Annotated in this window: 26 protein-coding genes and 1 riboswitch; all 26 genes read left to right on the top strand. The window is 49.4% G+C overall.

What is annotated here, in order from left to right:
- Positions 1 to 104 precede the first annotated feature (104 nt).
- The 26 genes from R7V76_RS01765 to R7V76_RS01640 all read left to right on the top strand — a co-directional run bounded on the left by R7V76_RS01765 (position 105) and on the right by R7V76_RS01640 (position 25,395).
- Positions 105 to 2,522, top strand: a complete 2,418-nt coding sequence (locus R7V76_RS01765) for a 3-hydroxyacyl-CoA dehydrogenase/enoyl-CoA hydratase family protein (protein ID WP_318091057.1) — start codon at positions 105 to 107, stop codon at positions 2,520 to 2,522.
- 17 nt (positions 2,523 to 2,539) lie between these two features.
- Positions 2,540 to 3,730 carry an acetyl-CoA C-acetyltransferase gene (locus tag R7V76_RS01760; RefSeq protein WP_318091056.1) on the top strand — a complete coding sequence of 397 codons (1,191 nt, stop codon included), beginning with the start codon at positions 2,540 to 2,542 and terminating at the stop codon, positions 3,728 to 3,730.
- Positions 3,727 to 5,511, top strand: coding sequence for an acyl-CoA dehydrogenase family protein (locus tag R7V76_RS01755; RefSeq protein WP_131502163.1), 1,785 nt, complete (start codon positions 3,727 to 3,729; stop codon positions 5,509 to 5,511). The genes R7V76_RS01760 and R7V76_RS01755 overlap by 4 nt, the downstream gene beginning before the upstream one ends.
- Before the next feature lie 75 nt (positions 5,512 to 5,586).
- Entirely contained in the window at positions 5,587 to 6,042 is a 456-nt protein-coding gene (locus tag R7V76_RS01750) for a DinB family protein (protein ID WP_318091055.1), read from the top strand.
- Positions 6,043 to 6,078: 36 nt separating this feature from the next.
- Positions 6,079 to 6,432 (top strand): arsenate reductase family protein, encoded by a 354-nt coding sequence (locus tag R7V76_RS01745; RefSeq protein WP_012371216.1) that lies wholly within the window; start codon positions 6,079 to 6,081, stop codon positions 6,430 to 6,432.
- A 64-nt stretch (positions 6,433 to 6,496) separates the two neighbouring features.
- Positions 6,497 to 6,880 (top strand): glycine cleavage system protein GcvH, encoded by a 384-nt coding sequence (gcvH, locus tag R7V76_RS01740; protein ID WP_114595154.1) that lies wholly within the window; start codon positions 6,497 to 6,499, stop codon positions 6,878 to 6,880.
- Between the two features lie 101 nt (positions 6,881 to 6,981).
- Complete coding sequence (locus tag R7V76_RS01735) at positions 6,982 to 7,260, top strand: thioredoxin family protein (protein WP_114595155.1); 279 nt, start codon at positions 6,982 to 6,984, stop codon at positions 7,258 to 7,260.
- A 549-nt stretch (positions 7,261 to 7,809) separates the two neighbouring features.
- Entirely contained in the window at positions 7,810 to 8,448 is a 639-nt protein-coding gene (locus tag R7V76_RS01730; RefSeq protein ID WP_214766175.1) for a class I SAM-dependent methyltransferase, read from the top strand.
- A 3-nt stretch (positions 8,449 to 8,451) separates the two neighbouring features.
- On the top strand, positions 8,452 to 8,916 hold the full coding sequence (locus R7V76_RS01725) for an S-ribosylhomocysteine lyase (RefSeq protein WP_114595157.1): 465 nt from the start codon (positions 8,452 to 8,454) through the stop codon (positions 8,914 to 8,916).
- Positions 8,913 to 9,836: a PLP-dependent cysteine synthase family protein gene (locus R7V76_RS01720; RefSeq protein WP_318091172.1), complete on the top strand. Its 924-nt coding sequence runs from the start codon at positions 8,913 to 8,915 to the stop codon at positions 9,834 to 9,836. The genes R7V76_RS01725 and R7V76_RS01720 overlap by 4 nt, the downstream gene beginning before the upstream one ends.
- The gene (locus R7V76_RS01715) at positions 9,829 to 10,995 is read left to right on the top strand and encodes a bifunctional cystathionine gamma-lyase/homocysteine desulfhydrase (RefSeq protein WP_318091054.1); all 1,167 of its coding nucleotides are present in this window, start codon (positions 9,829 to 9,831) and stop codon (positions 10,993 to 10,995) included. The genes R7V76_RS01720 and R7V76_RS01715 overlap by 8 nt, the downstream gene beginning before the upstream one ends.
- Before the next feature lie 59 nt (positions 10,996 to 11,054).
- A riboswitch (SAM riboswitch) is annotated at positions 11,055 to 11,160 on the top strand.
- 80 nt (positions 11,161 to 11,240) lie between these two features.
- Positions 11,241 to 12,263 (top strand): methionine ABC transporter ATP-binding protein, encoded by a 1,023-nt coding sequence (locus tag R7V76_RS01710; protein ID WP_318091053.1) that lies wholly within the window; start codon positions 11,241 to 11,243, stop codon positions 12,261 to 12,263.
- Entirely contained in the window at positions 12,260 to 12,925 is a 666-nt protein-coding gene (locus R7V76_RS01705) for a methionine ABC transporter permease (RefSeq protein WP_318091052.1), read from the top strand. Before R7V76_RS01710 ends, R7V76_RS01705 begins: the two co-directional genes overlap by 4 nt.
- 34 nt (positions 12,926 to 12,959) lie before the next feature.
- Positions 12,960 to 13,793 (top strand): MetQ/NlpA family ABC transporter substrate-binding protein, encoded by an 834-nt coding sequence (locus tag R7V76_RS01700; RefSeq protein ID WP_318091051.1) that lies wholly within the window; start codon positions 12,960 to 12,962, stop codon positions 13,791 to 13,793.
- A gap of 72 nt (positions 13,794 to 13,865) precedes the next feature.
- A complete protein-coding gene (locus R7V76_RS01695) occupies positions 13,866 to 15,092 on the top strand; it encodes an MDR family MFS transporter (protein WP_318091050.1) in 1,227 nt (408 codons plus the stop codon).
- Between the two features lie 156 nt (positions 15,093 to 15,248).
- On the top strand, positions 15,249 to 16,034 hold the full coding sequence (sufC, locus tag R7V76_RS01690) for a Fe-S cluster assembly ATPase SufC (RefSeq protein ID WP_012371204.1): 786 nt from the start codon (positions 15,249 to 15,251) through the stop codon (positions 16,032 to 16,034).
- 18 nt (positions 16,035 to 16,052) lie between these two features.
- Positions 16,053 to 17,330, top strand: coding sequence for a Fe-S cluster assembly protein SufD (gene sufD / locus R7V76_RS01685; protein ID WP_318091049.1), 1,278 nt, complete (start codon positions 16,053 to 16,055; stop codon positions 17,328 to 17,330).
- A gap of 1 nt (position 17,331) precedes the next feature.
- Positions 17,332 to 18,555: a cysteine desulfurase gene (locus R7V76_RS01680; protein WP_012371202.1), complete on the top strand. Its 1,224-nt coding sequence runs from the start codon at positions 17,332 to 17,334 to the stop codon at positions 18,553 to 18,555.
- Positions 18,545 to 18,979: a Fe-S cluster assembly sulfur transfer protein SufU gene (sufU, locus tag R7V76_RS01675; RefSeq protein ID WP_012371201.1), complete on the top strand. Its 435-nt coding sequence runs from the start codon at positions 18,545 to 18,547 to the stop codon at positions 18,977 to 18,979. The genes R7V76_RS01680 and sufU overlap by 11 nt, the downstream gene beginning before the upstream one ends.
- 32 nt (positions 18,980 to 19,011) lie before the next feature.
- Complete coding sequence (gene sufB / locus R7V76_RS01670) at positions 19,012 to 20,409, top strand: Fe-S cluster assembly protein SufB (protein WP_012371200.1); 1,398 nt, start codon at positions 19,012 to 19,014, stop codon at positions 20,407 to 20,409.
- A gap of 85 nt (positions 20,410 to 20,494) precedes the next feature.
- A complete protein-coding gene (locus tag R7V76_RS01665) occupies positions 20,495 to 21,064 on the top strand; it encodes a dihydrofolate reductase family protein (RefSeq protein WP_318091048.1) in 570 nt (189 codons plus the stop codon).
- Between the two features lie 184 nt (positions 21,065 to 21,248).
- Positions 21,249 to 22,094 (top strand): DUF72 domain-containing protein, encoded by an 846-nt coding sequence (locus R7V76_RS01660; RefSeq protein ID WP_318091047.1) that lies wholly within the window; start codon positions 21,249 to 21,251, stop codon positions 22,092 to 22,094.
- Positions 22,095 to 22,114: 20 nt separating this feature from the next.
- Entirely contained in the window at positions 22,115 to 23,410 is a 1,296-nt protein-coding gene (locus R7V76_RS01655) for a bifunctional metallophosphatase/5'-nucleotidase (protein WP_318091046.1), read from the top strand.
- Between the two features lie 63 nt (positions 23,411 to 23,473).
- Positions 23,474 to 24,373, top strand: a complete 900-nt coding sequence (gene lipA, locus R7V76_RS01650; protein ID WP_318091045.1) for a lipoyl synthase — start codon at positions 23,474 to 23,476, stop codon at positions 24,371 to 24,373.
- Positions 24,374 to 24,477: 104 nt separating this feature from the next.
- On the top strand, positions 24,478 to 24,858 hold the full coding sequence (locus R7V76_RS01645) for a YutD family protein (protein ID WP_114595166.1): 381 nt from the start codon (positions 24,478 to 24,480) through the stop codon (positions 24,856 to 24,858).
- Between the two features lie 84 nt (positions 24,859 to 24,942).
- Positions 24,943 to 25,395 (top strand): general stress protein, encoded by a 453-nt coding sequence (locus tag R7V76_RS01640; RefSeq protein ID WP_318091044.1) that lies wholly within the window; start codon positions 24,943 to 24,945, stop codon positions 25,393 to 25,395.
- Positions 25,396 to 25,415 lie beyond the last annotated feature (20 nt).

Genomic DNA, 25,415 nt, shown 5'->3' with positions numbered 1-25,415 from the left:
TTTATGATGGAGATGTAGAAGGAAGCAGTGGAAAAACGGACGGCTTCTTTTTTTGTCAGAATAATGAATGGTTGTTCATTCAATTACGAATCAGGGGGTCTATCATGGCGAGTCAAATCGGTCAGCCGACCACAGTACACACGACGAAACATATTCAATTCGCCGTCATTATCGGTTCAGGGGTCATGGGGGCAGGGATTGCCGCACACCTCGCGAACGCGGGAATCCGGACATTGATGCTTGATATCGTACCAAAAGAATTAACGGCGCAGGAAACGAAACAAGGATTGACGCTGAATGATGCAGCAGTCCGCTCACGAATTGCCCGCGACAACCGGCAAAAGCTGCTGAAACAAAATCCGGCACCACTCGCTTCCAAACAATTGATCGAGTTAATTGAAGTCGGAAATCTCGAAGACGACCTCGACCGTCTCAAAGAAGCCGACTGGGTGATTGAAGTCATCGTTGAACGATTGGATGTCAAACAACAACTGTTTGCGACAATTGAACCGTTTTTACGTGAAGATGCGATCGTCAGTTCCAACACATCGGGGATCTCGATTGAAGCGATGCGCGAAGGACGGTCGGAGTCGTTTAATTCCCGGTTCCTCGGCACGCACTTCTTTAACCCGCCACGTTACTTGAAGCTGCTTGAACTGATTCCGACACGTGATACGAATCCGGAAGTCGTCCAGTTCATGAAACAGTTTGCCGAAGAGCGTCTCGGTAAAGGGGTCGTCATCGCAAAAGATACACCAAACTTCATCGGTAACCGGATCGGGACATACGGTCTGCTCGTTACGATGGATGAGATGAAAAAAGGCGGGTACTCGATCGGGGAGGTCGATTCCGTCACCGGACCATTGCTCGGTCGTCCAAGCTCGGCAACGTTCCGGACACTTGATGTCGTCGGGATCGACACATTCGTTCATGTCGCAAACAACGTCTATGACCAGTTACCGGACGGAGCGGAAAAAGAGACGTTTGCCGTACCGGCGGAAATGAAACGGTTGGTTGACGAAGGATCACTCGGGGCGAAGTCGGGTCAAGGCTTCTATAAAAAAGCCGGCAAGCAGATTCTCGAACTCGATCTGGCAACTTTTGAATACGTCGAAAAGAAAGCGCTTACCGAACCGTCGATTGGTCAGGCAAAAGCTCTTCCGGGCGCAAAAAATAAACTGAAAGCCGTCGTCTTTGCAAAAGACCGTGTCGGTGCCTTACTGTGGCCGATACATGCGAAAACATTGCTCTACTCGGCGCAATTGACACACGAGATTGCGGACGATATCAAAGCGATTGATGAAGCGATGAAATGGGGCTTTGGCTGGAAGATGGGACCGTTCGAGACATGGGATGCACTCGGTGTCGAGAAGACAGTCGCGAAGATGAAACAGGACGGCTATAACGTTCCTTCCTGGGTGGATGAAATGCTGGCAGCAGGCGTGACGAGCTTCTATAACGAAGACGGTCAGTTTTACGATGCCAAGACGCAAGAATACGTCGGCAGTACCGTCAATCCGAAGGAAATCCGATTACGCGACGTCCGCAAATCAAACGGTGTTCTCCTTGAAAACAACGGTGCCCGTCTGATGGATCTCGGAGACGATGTGGCGGTCCTCGAATTTACGTCGAAGAGTAATGCGATCGGCGTCGACATCATGCAGATGATCGAGCAGTCGATTGATCTCGTTGAAAAAAATCACCGCGGACTGGTCATCGCCAACGATGGCAAAAACTTCTGCGTCGGGGCGAACCTCGCGATGATGCTGATGGAAGCGGAAGATGAGAACTGGTTCGAACTCGACTGGATCATCAACAAGTTCCAGCAGTCGATTCAAAAAATCCGTTACGCGTCCCGTCCGATCGTCGTCGCGCCGCAAGGGATGACACTTGGCGGCGGAACGGAGATTTCACTTCCGGCAGCCCGGATGCAGGCTGGTCTTGAAACCTACATGGGACTCGTCGAAGTCGGTGTCGGTCTGATTCCGGGAGGCGGCGGAAACGTCAATACCTATCGTCGTCTGCTCGAGAACACACCGGACGGACTTGTCAATCTTGAAAAAGCGGCACAGAAAACGTTTGAGAACGTCGCGATGGCGAAAGTCTCGAAATCAGCCTTTGAAGCACGGGAACTCGGTTATGTCCGGAACGTCGATCAGATTTCGATGAACCGTGACCACCTGACGTTTGATGCAAAACAACTGGTCCTTGAGCTCGACCGGACCGGTTATACGGCACCGGCCCATGCGAAGATTCCGGTCGTCGGGCGCGCCGGGAAAGCGACGCTTGAACTCGCGACCCGTGAAATGTTCTACGGCGGTTATATCTCGGAACACGATTTAAAAATTGCCAGCAAACTCGCACACGTCATTGCCGGCGGAAACGTCTCGTTTGGCACACACGTCGATGAGCAGTACATGCTCGATATCGAACGGGAAGCGTTCCTGAGTTTGATCGGCGAACTGAAAACACAACAACGGATGCAACATATGCTTGTCAAAGGCAAGCCGCTTCGTAACTGATGACTGGGGGGATTCGAATGAAGGAAGCAGTAATCGTCGCCGGTGCACGAACACCGGTCGGCAAAGCAAAAAAAGGATCATTTAAATCAATGCGTTCTGATGAACTCGCAGGCATCGCCATCAAGGAAACGCTGAAACGCGCGAATTATACGGGAGCGATTGATGATGTCATTCTCGGATGTGCCTTACCGGAAGCGGAGCAGGGGATGAACATTGCCCGTTACGCCTCCGTCCTCGGCGGACTGTCGCACGAAGTACCGGCGATTACGATCAACCGGTACTGCTCGTCCGGTCTCCAGTCGATTGCCGATGCCTCGATGAAAATCATGACGGGTCAAGCAACGGCCGTCATCGCCGGCGGACTCGAATCGATGAGCCAGATCCCGATGCCGGGTCATGTCGTCCGGCCGAATCCGTCAATCGTCGAGACAGAACCGGAATATTATATGAGCATGGGGCACACGGCGGAACAAGTCGCCACGACGTATCACGTCTCCCGCGAAGATCAGGATGCCTTTGCTTTAAAAAGCCATCAAAAAGCAGCCGCTGCGATTGCGTCCGGCAAATTCGTCGACGAAATCGTGCCGGTGACGGTCACGGAACAGTATGTCAACGATGAGTTGAAGATTGAAGAAAAGACCTGGGTCGTTGAACATGACGAAGGTGTCCGCGCTGATTCATCACCGGAAGGACTGGCGAAGCTCCGTCCGGCCTTCCGCCTCGGCGGCAGTGTCACAGCCGGCAACTCGTCGCAGACGTCAGACGGTGCAGCCGCTGTGCTGATCATGGAACGCGAAGAAGCGGAACGCCAGGGTCTGCCGATTCTCGGAAAGTTCAAATCGTTTGCAGTCGGCGGTGTCCGTCCGGAAGTCATGGGAATCGGACCGGTCGTCGCGATTCCGAAGGCACTGGAACTCGCCGGTATTACGCTCGAAGACGTCGGATTGATCGAGTTGAACGAAGCATTTGCTTCCCAGTCGCTCGGTGTCATCCGGGAACTCGGACTGAACGAAGAAATCGTCAACGTCAACGGCGGCGCGATTGCGCTCGGTCATCCGCTCGGATGTACCGGAACGAAACTGACATTAACACTCTTGCATGAAATGAAACGACGGAACATACAATATGGTGTCGTCTCGATGTGTATCGGCGGCGGAATGGGTGCAGCCGGCGTATTCGAACTAGTTGAAGGAGGAACAGGACAATGAGCCAAACGACAAACGAATTAATCAAAGGTGGAAGTTTTGTATTAGACGAGTTGGCACCGGAACGTCTCTTTACACCGGAGGATTTCTCGGAAGAACACAAAATGGTCGGTGACATGACGGCGAAGTTCGTCGAAGACCGTGTTGTCCCGGTTCTTGACCGGATCGAAAAACATGAGTTCGAGCTGTCGGTCGGTTTACTGCGTGAAGCCGGTGAGCTCGGTCTGCTCGGTGCGGATGTACCGGAAGCCTACGGCGGTTATCAGATGGACAAGATTTCGTCGTCGATCATCACGGAGAAATTTGCCCGCGGTCGTTCGTTTGCCCTCAGTTATGGGGCGCACGTCGGAATCGGTTCCTTGCCGATCGTCTTCTTCGGGAACGAAGAACAAAAGCATAAGTACCTGCCGAAACTCTCTTCCGGTGAGTGGATCGCATCTTACGCGTTGACTGAACCGGGCTCAGGCTCGGATGCACTCGGTGCAAAAACGACGGCTGTCCTGAACGAAGCCGGCACGCACTACATCCTGAACGGGGAAAAACAATGGATCACGAATGCCGGTTTCGCCAGTCTGTTTGTCGTCTACGCGAAAATCGACGGTGACAAATTCACGGCTTTCCTCGTCGAAGGTTCGTATCCGGGTGTCTCGACAGGACTCGAAGAACAAAAGATGGGAATTAAAGGATCGTCGACGCGGACGTTGATTCTTGAAGACGCGGAAGTACCGGTTGATAACGTCCTCGGAGAAATCGGCCGTGGTCACGTCATCGCCTTCAATATCCTCAACGTTGGTCGTTACAAACTTGCGGTCGGTGCGGTCGGATCATCGAAACGGGCGATTGATCTCGCGGTTCAGTACTCAAACGAACGTAAACAGTTCAAGACACCAATCAGTTCGTTCCCGTTGATCCAGGAAAAACTGGCAACGATGGCAGCGCAGACGTATGCGATGGAAAGTTCGGTTTACCGGACAGGCGGTCTATTCCAGGACAGCCTCGATCAGTTGTCGGACGAAGAAAGCAAAGACGGCAAGAAAATTGCGGATGCCATCGCGGAATACGCGATTGAATGTTCGATGAATAAAGTCTTTGCGTCCGAGACATTTGATTACGTCATCGATGAAGCGGTCCAGATTCACGGCGGTTACGGCTTCATGGCGGAATACGAAGTCGAGAACATGTACCGTGATTCACGGATTAACCGTATCTTCGAAGGAACAAACGAAATCAACCGTCTGCTCGTACCGGGCACGTTGCTGAAGAAAGCGATGAAAGGCGACTTGCCGCTCCTCGCAGAAGCACAACGTCTGCAACAGGAAGTCATGAGCTTCATGCCAACAGAAGTCGGATCGGAGCCGCTTGACCGCGAACGTCATCTGCTCGCGATGATGAAAAAAATCTTCCTGTTGACGGCCGGAACAGCGGTCCAGAAATATCAGGACAAATTGCAGGGCGAACAGGAAATCCTTGCGAACACAGCGGACATCATGAGTGCGATTTATGCGCTTGAGTCAGCAATCGTCCGGACGGAAAAAGCGATTGCCGCGAAAGGCGTCGAGAAAAACGAATTGAAAATCCGTTATACGGAAGTCTTCGCACAACAAGCATTCGAAGGCGTCGAGCGTGACGCAAAAGAAACGCTTTATGCTGCTGCAAGCGGAGATGAACTCCGGATGCTGCTGTCGGCATTGAAGAAGTTCAGCCGGTACCAACCGATCAATTCGATCGGAACGAAACGCCAGATTGCGAAACGTTTGATCGAATCAAATAAATATACGGTCTAAGTCAGGTTTACTGATTCGCCTTTGCAGGGAAAATCTCTGTAAGGGCGAATTTTTTCTTTGAAGGAGGGAGCAAACATGCGACACGAATTGACAGAACTCCAGTTTGCCATCGACTATTACAAATCACTCGAACGGCTTTCCGGGGAAGAATGGGAATTACCGCTTGCCGTCAATAAATGGACCGTTCAGGAATGTGTCAGTCATCTGTTCCTGTGGGACCGGTATTATCTCGATCATGCCGTCTCGAAGTTACCGGATGAACGATTGACGCTTGTTCAAACCGACTATGATGAGTTCAACCGCCTCGCGGTCGAATATGCCCATCATATCGATGCTCTCGCCTTATTGAAAAAAGCCATCGGTGTACGCCGGGAACTGGTCACGCTCCTCGACCGGCTGACGGACGAACAGTATGAGCGGACGTATGAAGGGACATTTCAGCCGAAAGCGTTTGTCGAATCCTTCATTGCCCATGACCACCACCATCAAGATCAAATTGATGCTGCATTGGCGCGCTTGAAACGAAACTGATGCATCTGCTAATCTGAAGTCAGAGGTGATGAAAAAATGGTAACAATGTACGGTTATCCAAAATGCAGTACGTGTGTCAAAGCAAAAAAAGCACTGGAAACGAACGGGGTCGAAGTCGACTACAAGCATATCGTCGACGAGACACCGAGTGCCGAAACAATTCGGGAACTTCATCAAAAGAGCGGCGAACCGCTGAAGAAGTTTTTTAACACGAGTGGCCAGTCGTACCGGTCGCAAGGAATCAAGGACCGTTTGCCGGAACTTTCCGAACAGGAGCAATACGAATTGCTCGCAAGTGACGGGATGTTGCTGAAGCGTCCGATCGTCACGGACGGGCAAGACGTGACCATCGGCTTCAAAGAAGAACTCTATCAAGGAAAATGGTATTAAGAAGGCTAGTTCATTTGGTATACTGAATGCGTTAGTCCACTATAGATCACAGGGGGAATCGCAAATGAGTCAAGTCAAAGACAATCTACGTTATTCGGAAGAGCATGAATGGGTCGAAGTAACAGGAAACAAGGCACGAATCGGGATTACGGATTTCGCGCAACACGAACTTGGCGATATCGTCTTCGTGGAATTACCGGAAGTCGGCGATACGATTTCTGCCAACGAGCCGTTCGGTTCAGTTGAATCGGTCAAAACGGTATCTGAATTGTACGCACCGATTTCAGGGAAAGTCGTTGCTATCAATGAGTCACTGTCTGATTCCCCGGAACTCGTCAACGAATCACCATTCGAAGGTGCATGGATGGTCGATATCGAGATCGAAGATGATGCCCAAGTAGAAGCGTTGATGGATGCAGCTGCTTACAAATCAATGATCAACGAGTAATACTTACCGAAAAGACGGCAAGGAAACGCAATCGTTTCCTCGTCGTCTTTTTTTCTGTATACTGGCACAAGATAAGACAAAACAGAGGGGGAATGGAACGGATGAAAGAAGTCACAGAAGTCCCGGAAAACGGTTTTTTGTATGTCTATGCACCGATGTGTGGGACGTGTGCCATCGCTAGTCGGATGCTTGCGGTCGTCGAAGCGACAAAAGACGAAGAATGGATCATGCAGGCAAACGGAAACTTCATTCCGGAATTTTTAGAGCAGGCGCAGGTCATGAGTGTGCCGGCATTGTTAAAGATTGAAGAAAATCAAGTCGTATCAAGGCTTTATGCGTTTCAATCGGTTCAAAATGTCTTTGCGTTTTGTGCTGAGTAAGAAGAGGAATCGATCCGAGATTTCTCTTTACGCTAAATTGTCGGAATATTTACAATAATTCATTGACAATGCTAAATTATGAATGGTATATTCATATCAACTTCTAGAAATGCTTTTATAGGAAGTCTGGCAGAGATATGAGTTGGCTGTTGCTTTTCATTCCAGAACCGTTCAAAAAAATCCTCCATTGTTTGGTTGTCTCCCCTTAAGTCGTCCCCCAAAGACGAAGCGGCGCAAGGAAACAATTCGGGATTCGAGCAGGAGATCTGTCATGGGAGTCCAGTTCAACTGATATGTCGAAAAGGCGCCGTCCTCTGATACGACGAACGAAGAAGTTCGTGTCAGAGCTGGGTTTTCCTTCGTGGCATTTCTAACCACATTATTCGTGTTGCCGGTTCTCCGGCAACGCCTTTTTTTTGTTTTCCAAAAAATTTAAAGCAGTCGTCTTGCCATTCGGAAATCTCCCTGCTACAATGCGATTAAGGTAAATTACTTTAATTCATATCCGATTAGTCGGAATTAAAAGAGAGATACGGAGGACGAACAGGCATGACAGTACGTTTTATGGATGTTTTTACAGAGTGGGCGTCAACATACGACGACACGGTAACGGGGCATGATCCGGAGTACAAAGAAGTCTTTCGTCGTTATGAAGAAATATTGGATACAGTCGCAACGAAAGCTGTCTCACCGGTCGTTGAGTTCGGGGCCGGGACCGGCAACCTGACACAGCGGTTGCTTGAGCGACATGATCATGTCCTTGCCGTTGAACCGAGTCCGGAGATGCGGGATATTCTCATCAACAAGATTCCGGAACTTCCGGTGCAGGACGGACACTTCCTGTCGTTTACGGCAGACCATGCGAAAAGTTTTGTTTCGACCTATGCGTTTCATCATCTGACGGATGAGGAAAAGGGAGAAGCCGTTGATTTGATGGCGAAGATTTTGCCGCACGACGGAAAAATCGTCTATGCCGATACGATGTTCGTGTCGGAAGAGGCGCGTTTACAGACAATCGCTGAAGCGAAAGCCCAAGGGTTTAACGGACTCGCCGAAGATTTGGAACGCGAGTTTTATCCACTGATTCCGGTGATGGAACAGATTTTTGCATCACGCGGATTCGATGTTTCATTTACGCAATACAATCACTTCGTCTGGCTCGTAGAAGCCGAGAAAATGGGGGAATAAATCATGACACTCAAAAAAATGAACGTAGAAAGCTTTAACCTGGACCATACGAAAGTCAAAGCACCTTATATCCGCGTTGCCGGTTACAAAGACGGTAAAGTCGACCAAGTCGTCAAATACGACATCCGCTTCACACAACCGAACGTGGAACAAATGCCGATGCGTGCGATGCACACACTCGAGCACTTGCTCGCTGAAAATATCCGTAACTACTCGGATGACGTGATCGATGTGTCGCCGATGGGATGCCAAACAGGTTTCTACATGGCGATGATGAACTTCGATTCGGTCGAAAAAATGAGCGAACTCGTTGAGAAAACATTAAAAGACGTCTTAGCAGCAGAAGAAATTCCAGCGCAAAACGAAGTCCAATGCGGATTCGCAAGCGCCCACGACCTTAAAGGAGCGAAGCACTATGCCGAGAAAATGCTTGCCGGTCGTGATGAATGGGACATCGTCTTCGGATGATCGCGAAATCAGTCCGCGACCTCGTCGGAAATACGCCGCTCTACGAGATTACTTCATTCGATTTGCCTGCTGGTACGCGGATTTTGGCGAAGCTCGAATGGATGAACCCTGGGGGCAGCGTCAAAGACCGCCTGGGCATTCAACTCGTTGATGCCGCGATCGAACAGGGATATGTGACACGAGGCGGAACGATCATCGAACCGACTGCCGGCAACACCGGCATCGGTTTGGCGCTCGCCGCTAAAAAATATGACCTTCAAGTCATCTGTGTCGTTCCGGAAAAGTTCAGCCGGGAGAAACAGACGTTGATGCGGGCACTCGGCGCGACTGTCGTCAACACACCGACTGAGCTCGATATGCAAGGTGCGATCGATAAAGCCAAAGAACTCGGACAAACGATTCCAAACAGTTATGTTCCGCTTCAATTCGAAAACGAAGAAAATCCGGTTACGTATCAGCGGACACTCGGTCCTGAGCTGATGGCGGAGCTGGATCAGATTGATTGGTTTGTTGCCGGATGCGGATCAGGCGGAACGTTTGCCGGAACAGCGGCGTATTTAAAAGAACGTCTCGGGACAAAAGGTGCAATCGTTGAACCGGAAGGCTCAGTCCTCAACGGGGGACCAGCCGGACCGCATAAGACGGAAGGCATCGGGACGGCTAAATGGCCAAGTCTCGTTTCCCGTGACTTAGTTGATGAAATTCATACGATTTCCGATCATGATGCCTTCACGAAAGTCCATGAACTGGCGGCCCGTGAAGGGTTGCTCGTCGGCAGTTCGGCCGGCGCAGCACTCGTTGCAGCACTTGATCTGGCACATCGTTTTCCAGGCAGTACCATCGTCACCGTCTTCGCGGACAGTGCCGAACGGTATTTAAGCCAACAAATCTTTGAAAAGGTGGACGAGACACATGCGTAAAAAGACAGCATTGATTCATGGAGGAACAGGCGTCGATCGAGCAACAGGTGCCGTTACACCCCCGATTTATCAAACAAGCACATACAAACAGGAAAAAATCGGTCAGTTAAAAGAAGGATATGAGTATTCCCGCACAGCGAACCCGACACGGACGAGCATCGAACGTCTGATTGCCGATCTTGAAGGCGGCGCACGCGGTTTTGCATTCGGATCAGGGATGGCGGCGATTCACGCAGTGTTCAACCTGCTCGAATCAGGCGACCACATCGTCATGACAGATGACGTCTACGGCGGAACGTTCCGTTTGATGCAACGCGTCTTACCGAAGTTCAACATCCAAGTGACATTCGTCGACACGACGGATCTCGCAGCGACGGAAGCTGCGGTCCAAGACAACACGAAAATGTTGTATGTTGAAACACCGACGAACCCGTTGTTGAAAGTCACAGATATCGCAGCAGTTGCTGAGATCGCGAAACGCAACAACTTGAAACTCGTCGTCGATAACACATTCGCGACACCTTACTTGCAACAACCACTCGCACTCGGTGCAGATATCGTTCTGCACAGCGCGACAAAATACATCGGCGGTCATTCGGACGTCGTCGCCGGACTTGTCGTCGTCAACAGCGACGAGCTCGGAGAAGATCTTCACTTCATCCAAAACTCGACTGGCGGTATTCTTGGACCGCAGGACAGCTTCCTGCTCGTCCGTGGATTACGGACGCTTGGTATTCGAATGGATGCAATCGAAGAAACATCACACGATCTCGTTCAGTTCTTACAGGAACAGGACGTCGTCTCAAACATCTTCTATCCGGGACTTACATCACATCCGGGTCACGCGACACAACAGAAACAAGCGACCGGCTTCGGCGGGATGATCAGTTTTGATGTCGGTTCAGCAGAAAATGCAGAGAAACTCGTCGAAGCGACACATTTCTTCACATTGGCTGAAAGTCTTGGAGCGGTCGAGAGTTTGATCTCCGTTCCGGCACGGATGACGCATGCGTCGATTCCGGCAGAGCGTCGCGCAGAACTCGGAATTACAGATGGTCTCGTTCGGATCTCAGTAGGTCTTGAGGACGCGGAAGACTTGAAAGAAGATTTGGCACGTGCTTTCAGTCTGCTCCAACCGGTTTCAGAAAAAACTGTTTGACAAGCAAAATAACCCCTGCTAATATTCAGATTATATTAAAAATAACTTAATACCGATAACTCTTATCGAGAGTGGTGGAGGGACTGGCCCGATGAAACCCGGCAACCGCGGAATTTATTCCGAAGTGGTGCTAATTCCAGCAGACATTTGTCTGCAAGATGAGAGCAAATGGTTTTGTGTACTGAAAAAGTGCGCGCGTTTGCTCTAAAACGTGCGCACTTTTTTTATGTTTAGGAGGGACAGTAGTGATTCGCTTACAGGATGTAGGAAAGATTTATCGCTCGAAACGCGGATCGGTTGAAGCCGTCGTCAATGTCGACTTATCAATCGAACGCGGTGAAATTTTTGGAATAATCGGTTATTCAGGTGCAGGGAAATCAACACTGATTCGTTTGCTGAACATGCTTGAGGCACCGACGAGCGGCTCGATTCAAATCGACGGTGTCGAAATGACGACGCTCAAACCAAAAGAATTACGGGGTGTCCGTAAAAATGTCTCGATGGTGTTCCAACACTTTAATCTGCTTTGGTCACGGACAGTCGAAGAAAACATCATGTTCCCGCTTGAGCTCGGCGGTTATCCGAAGGCCCGTCGTAAAGAACGGGTTGCCGAACTGATTCAGCTTGTCGGACTCGACGGACGCGAAGGGGCTTATCCATCGCAACTGTCAGGCGGACAAAAACAACGGGTCGGGATTGCCCGGGCACTGGCATCAAATCCGGACGTCTTACTCTGTGACGAAGCGACAAGTGCACTGGATCCGAAGACGACGGACTCGATCTTAGAGTTGCTCGTCGACATCAACAAAAAATTGAAACTGACCATCGTCTTGATCACACACGAGATGCATGTCATTCAAAAAATCTGTCACCGGGTAGCCGTCATGGAAGCCGGGAAAATCGTCGAACAGGGACCGGTTGCTGAAGTATTCCGTCACCCGAAACAGGCGATGACAAAAGAGTTCGTCAAACAATTGACGTCACCGTCTGAAAACGAATTGACGTTTGCGAAATTACGCGAGCGGTATCCGACCGGGAAAATCGTCCAGCTGACGTTCGTCGGTTCGACGGCGGAAAGTCCGATCCTTGCCGAAGTCATGAAAGATTCGAACTTATTATTCAATATCATCGGCGGAAACGTCGGACAGACGCAGGACGGAGCACTCGGAACGCTGTTCATTCAGTTGCTCGGTTCGGAAGAGGAAGCACAAATGGTCATCGCCAAACTTCAAGCGAGTGACGTTGAAGTGGAGGTGGATCACCGATGAGTACATTTTTTGCAGATGTGGATTGGGATATGGTCTGGGAAGCAACCGGCAGCACCGTTTATATGACGGCCGTTGCAGGACTCGCAACGTTTGTCCTTGGACTGGCGATCGGTCTGTTGTTATATGCGACAAACGAAGAATTGCTGTTTAAGAATCGTGCGCTGTATTCCGTGCTCAGCTTTTTAGTCAATATTTTCCGGTCAATTCCGTTCATCATTCTATTGATCTTATTGATCCCGATTACGAAAATCATCGTCGGTTCCTTCTTAGGACCAACGGCTGCGTTACCCGCGTTAATTCTCGGGGCAGCACCGTTTTACGGTCGGATGGTCGAACTGGCACTTCGTGAAGTCGATAAGGGTGTCATCGAAGCAGCTGAATCAATGGGAGCAACGAAGTTCCAAATCATCTATAAAGTCCTGATTCCGGAAGCTTTACCGGCAATCGTCTCAGGAATCACCGTTACGCTTGTCGCACTCGTCGGTTACACGGCAATGGCCGGGTTAGCCGGTGGTGGTGGACTGGGAGATATGGCCTTCATCGAAGGATTCCAGCGTTCACAAAATAACATCACGGTCATCGCGACACTGTTGATTCTTGTCATCGTCTTCATCATTCAAATTATCGGTGACCTGCTTGTCAAAGCCATCGATAAACGGTAACACCTATCTTATTTAACCTTGGGAGGAATCATTCATGAAACTTTGGAAAAAATTCGTCGGCACAGCAGCCGTATCGGTCTTAGCAGTCAGCCTTGCAGCATGTGGAGAAGAATCTTCATCAGGCAGCGGCGATTCCAAAACACTCGTCATCGGAGCGTCAAACGTTCCCCATGCTGAAATTCTCGAGCACGTTCAAAAAGAATATGAAGCAAAAGGCTATAAACTCGAAATCAAAAAGTTCCAGGATTACGTTCTGCCGAACAAAGCACTTGCTGAAAAAGAAATCGATGCGAACTATTTCCAACACGTGCCGTACCTGGAGCAACAGGAAAAAGAAAACAAAGACTATAAATTCGCGAGTGCCGGCGGCGTTCACGTCGAACCGCTCGGTGTCTACTCTAAAAAATACAAGTCTTTGGATGAACTGCCAAAAGGTGCAACGATCTTAACGAGTTCAAACGTCGCTGAACGCGGACGTGTCTTGACGTTCCTTCAAAACGAAGGACTGATCAAGTTGAAAGACGGTAAAACAACCGATGCACAGCTCAAAGACATCGCGGAAAATCCGAAAAATATCAAGTTCAAAACAAACATCGAAGCGTCACTCTTACCGCAAGCTTACAAAAACAACGAAGGCGACGCGGTCCTCATCAACACGAACTATGCGATTGACAACGGGTTGAACCCGTTGAAAGATACGATTGCACTGGAAGATGAGTCTTCACCGTACGTCAACATCATCGTCACACGTGACGGCGATGAAAAAGACAAACGCGTTACGACATTGCTCGATATTCTCCACGAGAAAAAGAACCAGGACTGGATCACAAAAGAATACAAAGGTGCGGTCGTACCGGTCAGCAAATAAGTTGCTTCCTTCAATGCATTCTTCCTATATAATGGAAGGATGCATTGTTTTTTGTGCGAAAGGGGGATTTCCATGCAACGTTTGAAACAGCTTCATCCATTGACGGTCGGCGTCCTGCTTGGAACGTTTTTTGCAAGACTTGGGACGTTCATCACGATGCCGTTTTTTGCTATCTATCTGTCGGTTGTCCTGAAATTCAGTCCGGTTGATGTCGGCTGGATTCTCAGTATCTCGGCCATCGCGAGTCTCGTCATGAGTTTTATCGGCGGAACGTTATCCGACCGCTACGGCCGACGGACGATGATGCTGAGCGGAACGTTTGGTTTCGTGTTAGTCTTCATCGCCTTGGCGCAAGTCGAAACCTTTTGGGCATTTTTCATTTTAAGTGCTTTGAACGGCGTTTTTCGTTCGATTTTTGAACCGTCCGCCCGGGCGTTGATCAGTGATACGACGGAGGAAGAGAACCGGTTATTCGTCTTTAACATCCGTTACACCTGCATCAATATCGCAGCTGCGATCGGACCGGGGATTGCCTTGTTGCTCAGTGCGGGCAATACAGCGATTACCTTCTATATTACGGCGTTCGTCTACCTCGGCTACGGCGTCGCGATTTTCATCCTGTTTAAGCGGCATCCGATCACGGAAAGTCACGGCGGGAAAAAGGTTTCATTTGGAGCGACGGTCCGGTTGCTGAAAACCGATGTCGCCTTTACGTTTGCACTCGCCGGAATCATCTTCGGTGTCTTCGGATACAGTCAGTTCAACTCGACATTGCCGCAGTTTTTGACGACGACGACGTTACTATCCGGGGGAACAAGTTTGTTTGCTCTCTTGATTACGATTAATGCGATCACCGTCCTCGTCGTCCAGTATCCGATCATGAAGTTCGGTGTCAAGACGTCACCGCTCGTCTCAATCACGGTCGGTATTGCGACCGTTGCCGTCGGATTATTCGTCATGGGTACCGCCGGAACGGTCTGGCTGATGATCGGTGCGATGTTCATCTTCACATGCGGGGAAGTGATGATGTTTACGATGACGGACATTTTAACGGACAGCTTTGCGACACCGGAGTTACGGGGAAGTTATTTCGGGGCGATGGGCTTGACATCGATTGGTCAATCGGTCGGACCGGTCATCGGCGGACAATTGTTACTTTATTTTGGACCGGAACGTCCGCTGCCGATTTTCGGTATGTTAGCCCTCTTGACAGTTCTCGGAATACCACTGCTCTTACTGTCACAGCGGGTTCATCGACAAACGAAACCGGAAGAAGAGAAGGAAGTCGTCTCACTTTAAAGTCATTCTCACTAAAAGGCTCGGTTTTGAGAAAAAACCATGAGCGATGACGCTTGAATAATGTGGTATGATTCATTAAGATTAGAATGATACTAAATTAGTAACTCTCGTGAACTGAATCGTCAGACACGAAATGAATAGATGGAGGGATTCTACATGAAGGCTTCACACTTAAAGATTGAAGATTTACACGTTGCAATCGACGGCAAAGAAATCTTGAAAGGCGTCAACTTAGAAATCAAAGGCGGCGAAATCCACGCGGTCATGGGACCAAACGGGACTGGTAAATCAACACTCGCATCTGCATTGATGGGTCACCCGACGTATGAAGTGACATCAGGATCAGTCACACTCGACGGCGAAGACGTCCTCGAAATGGAAGTCAACGAACGTGCGCAAGCAGGTATGTTCCTTGCAATGCAATACCCAAGCGAAATCAGTGGTGTGACGAACTCAGACTTCCTGCGTTCAGCCATCAACTCACGCCGCGAAGAAGGCGATGAAATCTCACTCATGAAATTCATCCGTCAACTCGACGCGCAAATGGGTCTTCTCGAAATGCCAGGCGAAATGGCACACCGTTACCTCAACGAAGGTTTCTCGGGCGGAGAGAAGAAACGGAATGAAATTCTCCAAATGACGATGCTGAAACCAGCTATCGCAATCCTTGACGAAATCGATTCAGGTCTTGATATCGATGCGCTTAAAGTTGTCGCAAAAGGTGTGAACGAAATGCGTTCACCTGAATTCGGCTGCTTGATCATCACGCACTATCAACGTCTCTTGAACTATATCGAGCCTGACTTCATCCACATCATGATGGGCGGAAAAATCGTCATGTCTGGTGGTAAAGAACTTGCTCACCGTCTCGAAGCAGAAGGTTATGACTGGGTTAAAAAAGAACTCGGCATCGAAGAAGTCGAAATCGAAACAAAAGCGTAAGACGAGGGAGGAAGCATGATGACTGTAGAACTGAATCTTGCCGTAAATCGCGAGGCAGTGGCAGAACGTGCGACTCGCTTAGGGGAACCGGCTTGGATGATTACCAAGCGTCAAGATGCACTTGATCTTGCCCCGACGCTCGCATTGCCAAAAGTAGAAAAAATTAAAATCGGTGGCTGGAACTTCACAGAAGGTACAGCAGATCTCGAAACGGTAACTGGTTTGACACCGGATATCGAATCGTTGATCGGTGAAAACCGTGACCATATGCTGATCACGCGTAACGGACAACTCGTCCACGCGCAAAACAGCGAAGCGACGAACGGCGTCATCTTTACGACGCTTGAAGACGCAATGAAGCATCATCCGGAGCTCGTCGAGAAATACTTCATGACAGAAGGCGTCAACGTCAACGAAGATCGTCTCGCAGCACTCAACGCAGCACTCATGAACGGAGGTACATTCCTATACGTACCAAAAGGCTTGAAGTTGACTGTTCCGATGCAGGCGATTTATACGCTGGAACAAACAGGCGGTGCGTTGTACCACCACGCGATCATCATCGCAGATGCTGACAGTGAACTGACGTATATCGAAAACTTCGTCTCTTACGGCGAAGAAGCACATAACGTCAACGTCGTGACAGAAGTTTTCGTCGAAGACAATGCGAAAGTTCTTTTCGGAGGCGTTGATACGCTTGCGAAAGGTGCTGTGACGTATATGAACCGTCGCGGTGTCGTCAAACAAGGCGCGAAGCTCGAATGGGCACTTGGTCACATGAATGACGGACATACGATCACGGAAACGAAAACACACCTGGTCGGTAATGATTCGTTCTCGGACACGAAAGCCGTAACGGTTGGTCGTGGCGATCAAAAACAAAACTTCAACGTCCGGACAGACCATTTTGGTAAAGGTTCGGAAGGTTTCATCTTGATTCACGGTGTTCAGAAAGATTCAGCGACATCGATCTTTAACGGAACATCAATGATTCACCATGGCGCTTCAAAATCAAACGGTGTTCAAACGGAACGTGTTCTCATGTTGTCTGAAAAGGCACGGGGAGACGCAAACCCGATCCTCTTGATTGACGAAGATGATGTCATGGCAGGACACGCGGCATCTGTCGGTCGTGTCGATGAACTTCAACTCTACTACTTGATGAGCCGTGGTCTTTCACGCAAAGAAGCAGAACGCCTCGTCGTTCACGGTTTCTTACAACCGGTTGTTTCGGAACTCGCGATTGACTCTGTTAAAGAACGCCTCGTGCAAGTGATCGAAGGGAAAGTAAACTAATATGGGAATCGATGCATCCATCCGCAATCAGTTTCCGATTCTTGACCAACAGGTTAATGACCGGAAACTCGTCTATTTAGATAGTGCGGCTTCGTCACAAAAGCCGCTCGTCGTCATTGAGGCGATTGAGAACTACTACAAGACGGTTCATTCGAATGTGCACCGTGGCGTCCATACGCTCGGAACACGAGCGACGGATGCGTACGAAGGTGCGCGTGAGAACGTACGTCGTTTCATCAAGGCGCAACACCATGAAGAGATTATCTTTACCCGCGGCACGACGACAGCGATCAATATCGTCGCCTCAAGTTACGGCATGGAGCATGTGGAAGAAGGGGACGAGATTGTCGTCACGTACCTCGAACACCATGCGAATCTCATTCCGTGGCAACAGGTCGCAAAAAAGAAAAAAGCGAAACTGAAATATGTGGATTTGACGGCAGACGGTCGTGTAACGATTGAAGCGGTCAAAGAACAAATTTCGGATCGGACGAAGATTGTGGCAATGGCCCACGTTTCGAACGTCCTTGGAACTATCAATCCGATTAAAGAAGTCACGCAACTTGCCCATGCTGCCGGTGCCGTCATGGTCGTCGATGCAGCGCAAAGCGCGCCGCATCAGCAGATTGACGTTACGGATCTCGATTGTGATTTCCTCGCGTTTTCCGCCCACAAGATGTGCGGACCGACCGGCATCGGTGTCCTGTACGGTAAAAAAGCATTGCTCAATGCGATGGAGCCGGTTGAATTCGGCGGTGAGATGATTGATTACGTCGGACTTGAAGAGTCGACGTTCAAACCTTCTCCGTACCGGTTCGAAGCAGGAACACCGATCATTGCAGGTGCAGTCGGCTTATCGGCAGCGATTGATTTCTTGGAACAAGTCGGACTCAGTAACATCGAAGCCCACGAACGTGAGCTCGCTCAGTATGCGATGGCACAAATGCGTGACATCGAAGGACTGACGATTTACGGTCCGGAAGAACGTGTTGGTCTTGTCACCTTTAATCTCGGTGATGTCCACGCGCATGATGTCGCGACGGTTCTCGATATGCAAGGAATCGCAGTCCGTGCCGGTCACCACTGCGCGCAACCGCTGATGCGCTGGCTTGGAGCCAGTTCTACGGCACGAGCCAGCTTCTACCTGTATAATACAAAGGAAGAAGTAGACGCATTAGTGACAGGACTTCGCCAAACGAAGGAGTATTTCAGTCATGGATTTTAACAATCTCGATCACTTGTACCGTCAAGTGATCATGGACCACTATAAAACGCCCCGCAATCGTGGTGCGATTGACGGTGGTGTGACAATCGATATGAACAATCCGACATGTGGCGACACAATCCGTCTGCAACTCGCCATCGAAGACGATATCGTCAAAGATGCGAAGTTCGATGGTGAAGGATGTTCCATCAGTATGGCGTCTGCGTCGATGATGACACAGGCCGTCAAAGGAAAAACAGTCGAAGAAGCATTACAACTCGCCAACGTCTTTTCCGAGATGGTTCAAGGAAAAGACTACGACGATGAGAAATTTGATCTCGGGGATGCCGAAGCACTGTCTGGTGTGACAAAATTCCCGGCGCGAATCAAGTGTGCGACACTTGCCTGGAAGGCGCTCGAACGTGGCGTCGAAGAAGGGAAGTAACTTCGGTCAGTAAGTAAGAGGAGGAAACGAACATGGCTAAGAACATGCCTGAAATTGGCGATTATAAATATGGTTTCCACGATCGCGATATCTCGATCTTCCGTTCTGGACGCGGCTTGACGACTGAAGTCGTCGAGACGATTTCTAAAATGAAGGAAGAACCGCAATGGATGCTTGATTTCCGTCTGAAATCACTTAAGATTTTCAACGAACAATCAATGCCGGCATGGGGCGGCGATTTATCAGATCTTCGTTTTGATGACATCACGTACTACGTCAAGCCGTCAGAACGTGCTGAAAAATCTTGGGATGAAGTACCGGAAGAAATCAAACGCACGTTTGATAAACTCGGAATCCCAGAAGCTGAGCAAAAATACCTTGCAGGTGTTTCGGCACAGTACGAATCAGAAGTCGTTTATCATAACATGAAGAGTGAACTGGAAGATCAAGGGATCGTCTTCAAAGATACAGATACAGCACTGAAAGAAAACGAAGATTTATTCCGTGAGTACTTCGGTAAATTGATCCCGCCGACTGACAACAAATTCGCTGCCCTCAATACAGCGGTTTGGTCAGGTGGATCGTTCATCTATGTACCAAAAGGCGTCAAGATGGATACGCCGCTTCAAGCCTATTTCCGGATCAACTCGGAAAACATGGGTCAATTCGAGCGGACGTTGATCATCGTTGACGAAGAAGCATCGGTGCATTACGTCGAAGGATGTACGGCACCGGTCTACACAACGAACTCGCTTCACTCGGCGGTCGTTGAGATCTTCATCAACAAAAACGCGTACTGCCGTTACACGACGATCCAAAACTGGGCAAACAACGTCTACAACCTCGTTACGAAACGTGCGATCTGTGAAGCCGGCGCAACGATGGAATGGGTTGATGGTAACATCGGTTCGAAATTGACGATGAAATACCCGGCCGTCATCTTAAAAGGTGAAGGCTCACGCGGTATGACATTATCAATCGCCATCGCTGGTAAAGGACAACACCAGGACGCAGGCGCGAAAATGATTCACCTCGCACCAAATACGTCGTCAACGATTGTTTCGAAATCGATTTCGAAACACGGTGGTAAAGTAACGTACCGTGGGATTGTCCACTTTGGTCGTAAAGCAACCGGCGCACGTTCGAACATCGAATGTGACACGTTGATCATGGACAACCAGTCGACATCAGATACGATTCCTTACAATGAAATTCTCAACGATAACATTTCGCTTGAGCACGAAGCGAAAGTATCGAAGGTCTCAGAAGAGCAATTGTTCTACCTAATGAGCCGCGGGATTTCACAAGAAGAAGCAACTGAAATGATCGTCATGGGCTTCATCGAGCCGTTCACAAAAGAATTGCCGATGGAATATGCGGTCGAAATGAACCGTCTCATCAAGTTTGAGATGGAAGGTTCAATCGGATAATGTTTCAACTCTCTCATCTTTGGATGAGAGAGTTTTTTGTATACAGGTAAAAGCGGGTAAAGGATTGAAAAAGGAGGGAGTCATCATGCGTGATATCGTCTATTCCTTTCAAGTCTCGCTCGACGGCTACATCGAGGATGCGTCGGGCAGCATCGCCTTTGCGTCACCGGATGCTGAGTTGCATCAGTATTTTAATGACTACGAGACGGAATTCGATACCCATATCTATGGACGTCGTTTGTACGAGATGATGCAGTACTGGGAGACAGCCGATCAAACGGACACGGATCCGATCATCGTCGAGTATGCCAAAACATGGCAGGCCCTTGAAAAAGTCGTCTTCTCGCAAACGTTGACGGCCGTCGAGGGCAATGCCCGTCTTGCGACCCGGACGCTTGCCGAGGAACTCGCGGCATTAAAGCAGACATCAGGTAAACAGATTGCGATCGGCGGGGCGACCCTTGCCGCGGAAGCCATCCGGTTGGATTTGGTGGACTGTTATCATATCGTCATCTATCCCGTCTTACTCGGCGGAGGGAAACGGATATTTCCACTGTTTGAGCAATCGTTGTCGTTACAGCTCGTAGATCAACTGACCTTTGCTTCCGGTTGCATCGCCTTGACATATGAACGGATGCGAACCGACTCTTTATAATCATTAATGAATCCATGAAACAAGCAGTCTTTTTCTCCTTATTTTTGAAGGAGTAGGAAGGAATTGCTTGTTTTTTATATAAAGAACTCGCGTGTTTTCCGAGAAGAGTCTTGAAGAAGAAATTCCCGATTCCGCTATGCTATGATAAAAAATATGCAGCACACACAGATGAGGAGGGGGAAGGATGATTTATGTCGGCGTGACCGGTTGGGGCGACCATGACAGCCTCTACCCGACACCACAGGACCGGAAAGAGAAGCTCGCTGCCTACGCGGGCCATTTTCCGGCAGTCGAGGTCGATTCAACGTACTATGCGATTCAACCGGAACGCAACTACCAAAAATGGGTCGCGGAAACACCGGATGCCTTCCGGTTCATCGTCAAGGTCCACCGGGCGATGAGCGGTCATGACCGGGAAAACAAGGATCCGCTTGGTCCCATCTTTGAACAGTATCTCGCCTCGATCGAACCGATGCGGCAAAGTGGCAAGATTGCCGCGATTCTCGTCCAACTGCCGCCCTGGTTCAACGTCAGCAAAGTACACCTTGAATATCTTAAGACGATCCGGAAGTCGCTTGCCGGCCTCCCTGTCGCAATCGAGTTTCGGAATCCGTCCTGGTATTCGGAAGCCTATCAGGAACGAACGCTCCGGTTCTTAGCCGAGCATCAGTTCATTCATACGATTTGTGATGAGCCGCAGACGGAAGACGGATCGGTGCCGTTCGTCCCGGTCGTCACACAGGAGACGGCATTTGTGCGTCTGCATGGCCGGAACGTCGCCGGTTGGCTGAAGAAGCCCGGACAAAGCAGCGAGGACTGGCGGAAGGTCCGGTGTCTATACCGTTATTCAGAAGAAGAATTACAAGAGTTGGCTTTACATATCCGTTCACTTGCCGAACAGGCAAAAGACGTGTATGTTTTCTTTAATAACAACTCGGCAGGGGATGCCGTACCGAATGCGAAACGTCTCATCGAGATTTTAGGTCTCGATTATGAATCGCTCGCACCCCGGCAAATTTCACTGTTTTAATACCTGGAGGAGGCTTAAGCGTGAAGTTACACGTCATTCATTATAACGATCTGCATTCACACTTTGATATGTGGCCTCGCTATATGTCGTTTATGAAAGAACACCGGACATATGACTCCCTTGTCTTTGACTTGGGAGACCATGCCGACCGGGTTGCACCAGCAACGGAAGCGACGCAAGGTAAAATCAATACGCATCTATTAAATGAACTGTCCCCGACGGCTGTCACGATCGGAAACAATGAGGGCATTACGTTTCCGCATGACTGGTTGGCGGAACTATACAGCGATGCGACGTTCCCGGTGCTTGTCTCGAACTTGTCGGCTCCATTCGCCAAAGCCGGTATGATTCAGGAATTACCGACGGGGAAAGTCGGTATTTTTGGACTGACGGCGCCGTATTATGAATTATATGATTTACTCGGTTGGTCGATTGAAAATCCGTTCGAAGCAGCGGCCCGCGAAATCGAAGCGTTGCGGGATCAGGTCGATGTGCTGATTTGTCTGAGTCATCTTGGTTTTTATCAGGATGAAGACTTGGCGGAACGTTTCCCGGAACTGGACTTGATCATCGGATCGCATACGCATCACGTTCTCGATGACGGCGTCGTCCGGAACGGTGTACTGATTGCCCAGGCAGGAAAACACGGACAGTATGCGGGCGAGATTTATCTGAATACGGATACAGGCGAAAAAGAAGCGGTTCTCCATCCGCTTGAGTCCTATTCGGCGGACGAAGCAACAGCTGTCTTGCTCGATAAGGAGCAGTATCTGGCAGAACGTCAGATGAAACAACCGATTGGCCGGACATCAGGTCTAGCGAATGACTGGTTTAATCCATCGCCGTTCACGCAACTGCTCGCTGACACGATGCGCGATTGGTGTCAGGCAGACCTCGCTTGTGTGCCGGCCGGCATGCTCCTCGGTTCCTTGTCCCCGGGACCGGTCTCGTCTTACGATTTACACCGGCTTTGTCCTCATCCGATCAATCCGTGTAAGGTGACGATGACCGGAAGCGAATTAAAACAATTCATCGCCGAAGTCGATACCGACCGCTTTGAACAGCTAAAAGTCCGCGGACTCGGTTTCCGGGGGAAACTGATGGGCAAGATGCATTATGCCGGAAACCGTCAACATCTCGATGATGCAAAACATTACACCGTGGTCCTTCCGGATATGTTTACATTTGGTCCTTTATTTCCGGATATCAAAGAAATGCCGAAAGAATATTTCATGCCGGAATTGTTACGAGATCTGCTCTTTGATCGCCTATCGGAGAAGTCAGAATTTGGTGAATTACCCATCCGCAAACACTGAATATTTGTTATACTGTAACAGAAATCAGGTCAGTTTTTTACGGATAAAGGGGGAAACCGATTCATGGGACGCGGAGAAATACAACGTAAACCAGAATGGCTGAAGATCAAGCTGAACACGAACGAGACTTACACAGAACTCAAAAGTATGATGCGTGAAAAAAAGCTTCACACGGTATGTGAGGAAGCCAAATGTCCAAACATTCACGAGTGTTGGGCGGTGCGCCGGACGGCGACATTCATGATTCTTGGAAGCATCTGTACACGGGCATGCCGTTTTTGTGCCGTGACGACAGGACGTCCAAATGAACTTGACTTAGAAGAACCGAAACGCGTAGCGGAATCCGTTCGTCTGATGAATCTGAAGCATGCCGTCATCACAGCGGTTGCACGTGATGACTTAAATGATTTCGGGGCAGGGGTATATGCAGAGACGGTACGGGAAGTCCGTCGCATGAACCCGGAAACATCGATTGAAGTCTTACCGTCCGACATGGGTGGGAACTTCGAGGCGTTACAGACGCTGATCAAAGCCAAGCCGGACATCATGAACCATAACATCGAGACCGTTCGCCGTCTGACACCAACCGTCCGGGCGAAAGCGACATACGACCGGACACTCGAATTCCTGCGCCGTTCAAAAGAACTGGCTCCTGAAATTCCGACGAAATCAAGTCTGATGTTAGGTCTTGGGGAGACATGGGAAGAAATTCTCCAGACGATGGACGATTTGCGTGCCAATGACGTCGACATCATGACGATCGGGCAATACCTGCAACCAACGAAAAAACACTTGGATGTCATCAAGTACTACACACCACAAGAGTTTGCCGAACTCAAGCAGATTGCGCTCGGAAAAGGCTTTTCACATTGCGAAGCCGGTCCGCTCGTCCGTTCGTCATATCATGCCGACGAACAGGTCAACGCTGCGAAAAAAAATAAGGCTGCTTTACCGATTGATTGATACCGACAGACCGTCCACGCCACGTGCGAGGACGGTTTTCTGCTGTCTGACGATTCGTTTTCAAGTATGATTATGGTAAGATAAAAGAAGCAGGGGGTGGAAAAATGATACAAGTCAATCGTGAAAGATATGAAATCGTGGAAGAAAAACGAGAAGGATTCAACGAAGAAGCGTTCATCGGACGTTTCAGTGATGTTCTCGAGAAATATGATTATATCGTCGGAGACTGGGGGCACGGACAGTTGCGGCTCCGCGGTTTTTATGAGGACAATCACGAAAAAGCAACCTTCGATACAAAAATCTCCCACGTGGCGGATTATTTGTACGAGTATTGCAATTTCGGCTGTGCCTATTTTATCGTCAAACGGATGGAATTCGTAGAAGGAGAAGAAGCACCACCTCGCTTCGACGGATCTTCGGCGAATACGTTAAAACTGAAACGGAAGTTTTCAGCAGCGAAAGAAGAGACGAAAGAAGAACAGTAATCAAAATGACATCTGAAAAGACGTTTCTGATTGGGTGATTTCGGCTAATAACATAGTATCACGCACCTATAGGGGGAACTATCCATGAGAATCGTCGGGATTTACAAGTCTGTACCAGAAGTTGTCAGTGCTGTTCATGATTTACGTGTCGCAGGTGTTGTATCAACAGATTTGAAAGTCGTTGCTCATGATCGATATGATCTGGAACAGATCGAGGAATTGGCCGATTTGAACAATCATCAAACATCAACACGTCTGTCGCAGGAAGAACATATGAATCTGTGGCAGGAGATCAAAGGGATCTTTAAAAAAGACAGCAACGGATCTTCTTCACACAGCGATGTCCTCGAAGCGAGTGGATTAACGAAAGATGATGTCAACCGTGCCAACAAAGCAGCGGAAGAGGGACAATTCGTCTTACTCGTCGGCGATGAAGCGGATCAACATTCGGAACGTAAAGCCCATGATGAATCCGACAATACGAATGTCTTTAGCGGTCCAAACACACTCAACGAGCGTAACGACCGGTTACTGTAACAGTAAAACAGCCAACTCCC

The organism is Exiguobacterium artemiae, assembly GCF_033342815.1.
Lineage (GTDB): Bacteria > Bacillota > Bacilli > Exiguobacteriales > Exiguobacteriaceae > Exiguobacterium_A > Exiguobacterium_A artemiae_A.
Note: the sequence above shows the minus strand (reverse complement) of the source record. Positions and strands in the feature narration are given on the sequence as shown.

Coding starts and splice junctions, on each gene's coding strand:
- R7V76_RS01735 (WP_114595155.1), top strand. CDS start 6,982: ATGAAAGAAGTCACAGAAGTCCCGGAAAACGGTTTTTTGTATGTCTAT.
- R7V76_RS01680 (WP_012371202.1), top strand. CDS start 17,332: ATGGGAATCGATGCATCCATCCGCAATCAGTTTCCGATTCTTGACCAA.
- R7V76_RS01660 (WP_318091047.1), top strand. CDS start 21,249: ATGATTTATGTCGGCGTGACCGGTTGGGGCGACCATGACAGCCTCTAC.
- R7V76_RS01725 (WP_114595157.1), top strand. CDS start 8,452: ATGACACTCAAAAAAATGAACGTAGAAAGCTTTAACCTGGACCATACG.
- sufD (WP_318091049.1), top strand. CDS start 16,053: ATGACTGTAGAACTGAATCTTGCCGTAAATCGCGAGGCAGTGGCAGAA.
- R7V76_RS01720 (WP_318091172.1), top strand. CDS start 8,913: ATGATCGCGAAATCAGTCCGCGACCTCGTCGGAAATACGCCGCTCTAC.
- R7V76_RS01705 (WP_318091052.1), top strand. CDS start 12,260: ATGAGTACATTTTTTGCAGATGTGGATTGGGATATGGTCTGGGAAGCA.
- R7V76_RS01715 (WP_318091054.1), top strand. CDS start 9,829: ATGCGTAAAAAGACAGCATTGATTCATGGAGGAACAGGCGTCGATCGA.
- R7V76_RS01765 (WP_318091057.1), top strand. CDS start 105: ATGGCGAGTCAAATCGGTCAGCCGACCACAGTACACACGACGAAACAT.
- R7V76_RS01700 (WP_318091051.1), top strand. CDS start 12,960: ATGAAACTTTGGAAAAAATTCGTCGGCACAGCAGCCGTATCGGTCTTA.
- R7V76_RS01640 (WP_318091044.1), top strand. CDS start 24,943: ATGAGAATCGTCGGGATTTACAAGTCTGTACCAGAAGTTGTCAGTGCT.
- lipA (WP_318091045.1), top strand. CDS start 23,474: ATGGGACGCGGAGAAATACAACGTAAACCAGAATGGCTGAAGATCAAG.
- R7V76_RS01750 (WP_318091055.1), top strand. CDS start 5,587: ATGCGACACGAATTGACAGAACTCCAGTTTGCCATCGACTATTACAAA.
- R7V76_RS01645 (WP_114595166.1), top strand. CDS start 24,478: ATGATACAAGTCAATCGTGAAAGATATGAAATCGTGGAAGAAAAACGA.
- R7V76_RS01745 (WP_012371216.1), top strand. CDS start 6,079: ATGGTAACAATGTACGGTTATCCAAAATGCAGTACGTGTGTCAAAGCA.
- R7V76_RS01730 (WP_214766175.1), top strand. CDS start 7,810: ATGACAGTACGTTTTATGGATGTTTTTACAGAGTGGGCGTCAACATAC.
- sufU (WP_012371201.1), top strand. CDS start 18,545: ATGGATTTTAACAATCTCGATCACTTGTACCGTCAAGTGATCATGGAC.
- R7V76_RS01755 (WP_131502163.1), top strand. CDS start 3,727: ATGAGCCAAACGACAAACGAATTAATCAAAGGTGGAAGTTTTGTATTA.
- sufC (WP_012371204.1), top strand. CDS start 15,249: ATGAAGGCTTCACACTTAAAGATTGAAGATTTACACGTTGCAATCGAC.
- sufB (WP_012371200.1), top strand. CDS start 19,012: ATGGCTAAGAACATGCCTGAAATTGGCGATTATAAATATGGTTTCCAC.
- R7V76_RS01760 (WP_318091056.1), top strand. CDS start 2,540: ATGAAGGAAGCAGTAATCGTCGCCGGTGCACGAACACCGGTCGGCAAA.
- R7V76_RS01665 (WP_318091048.1), top strand. CDS start 20,495: ATGCGTGATATCGTCTATTCCTTTCAAGTCTCGCTCGACGGCTACATC.
- R7V76_RS01695 (WP_318091050.1), top strand. CDS start 13,866: ATGCAACGTTTGAAACAGCTTCATCCATTGACGGTCGGCGTCCTGCTT.
- gcvH (WP_114595154.1), top strand. CDS start 6,497: ATGAGTCAAGTCAAAGACAATCTACGTTATTCGGAAGAGCATGAATGG.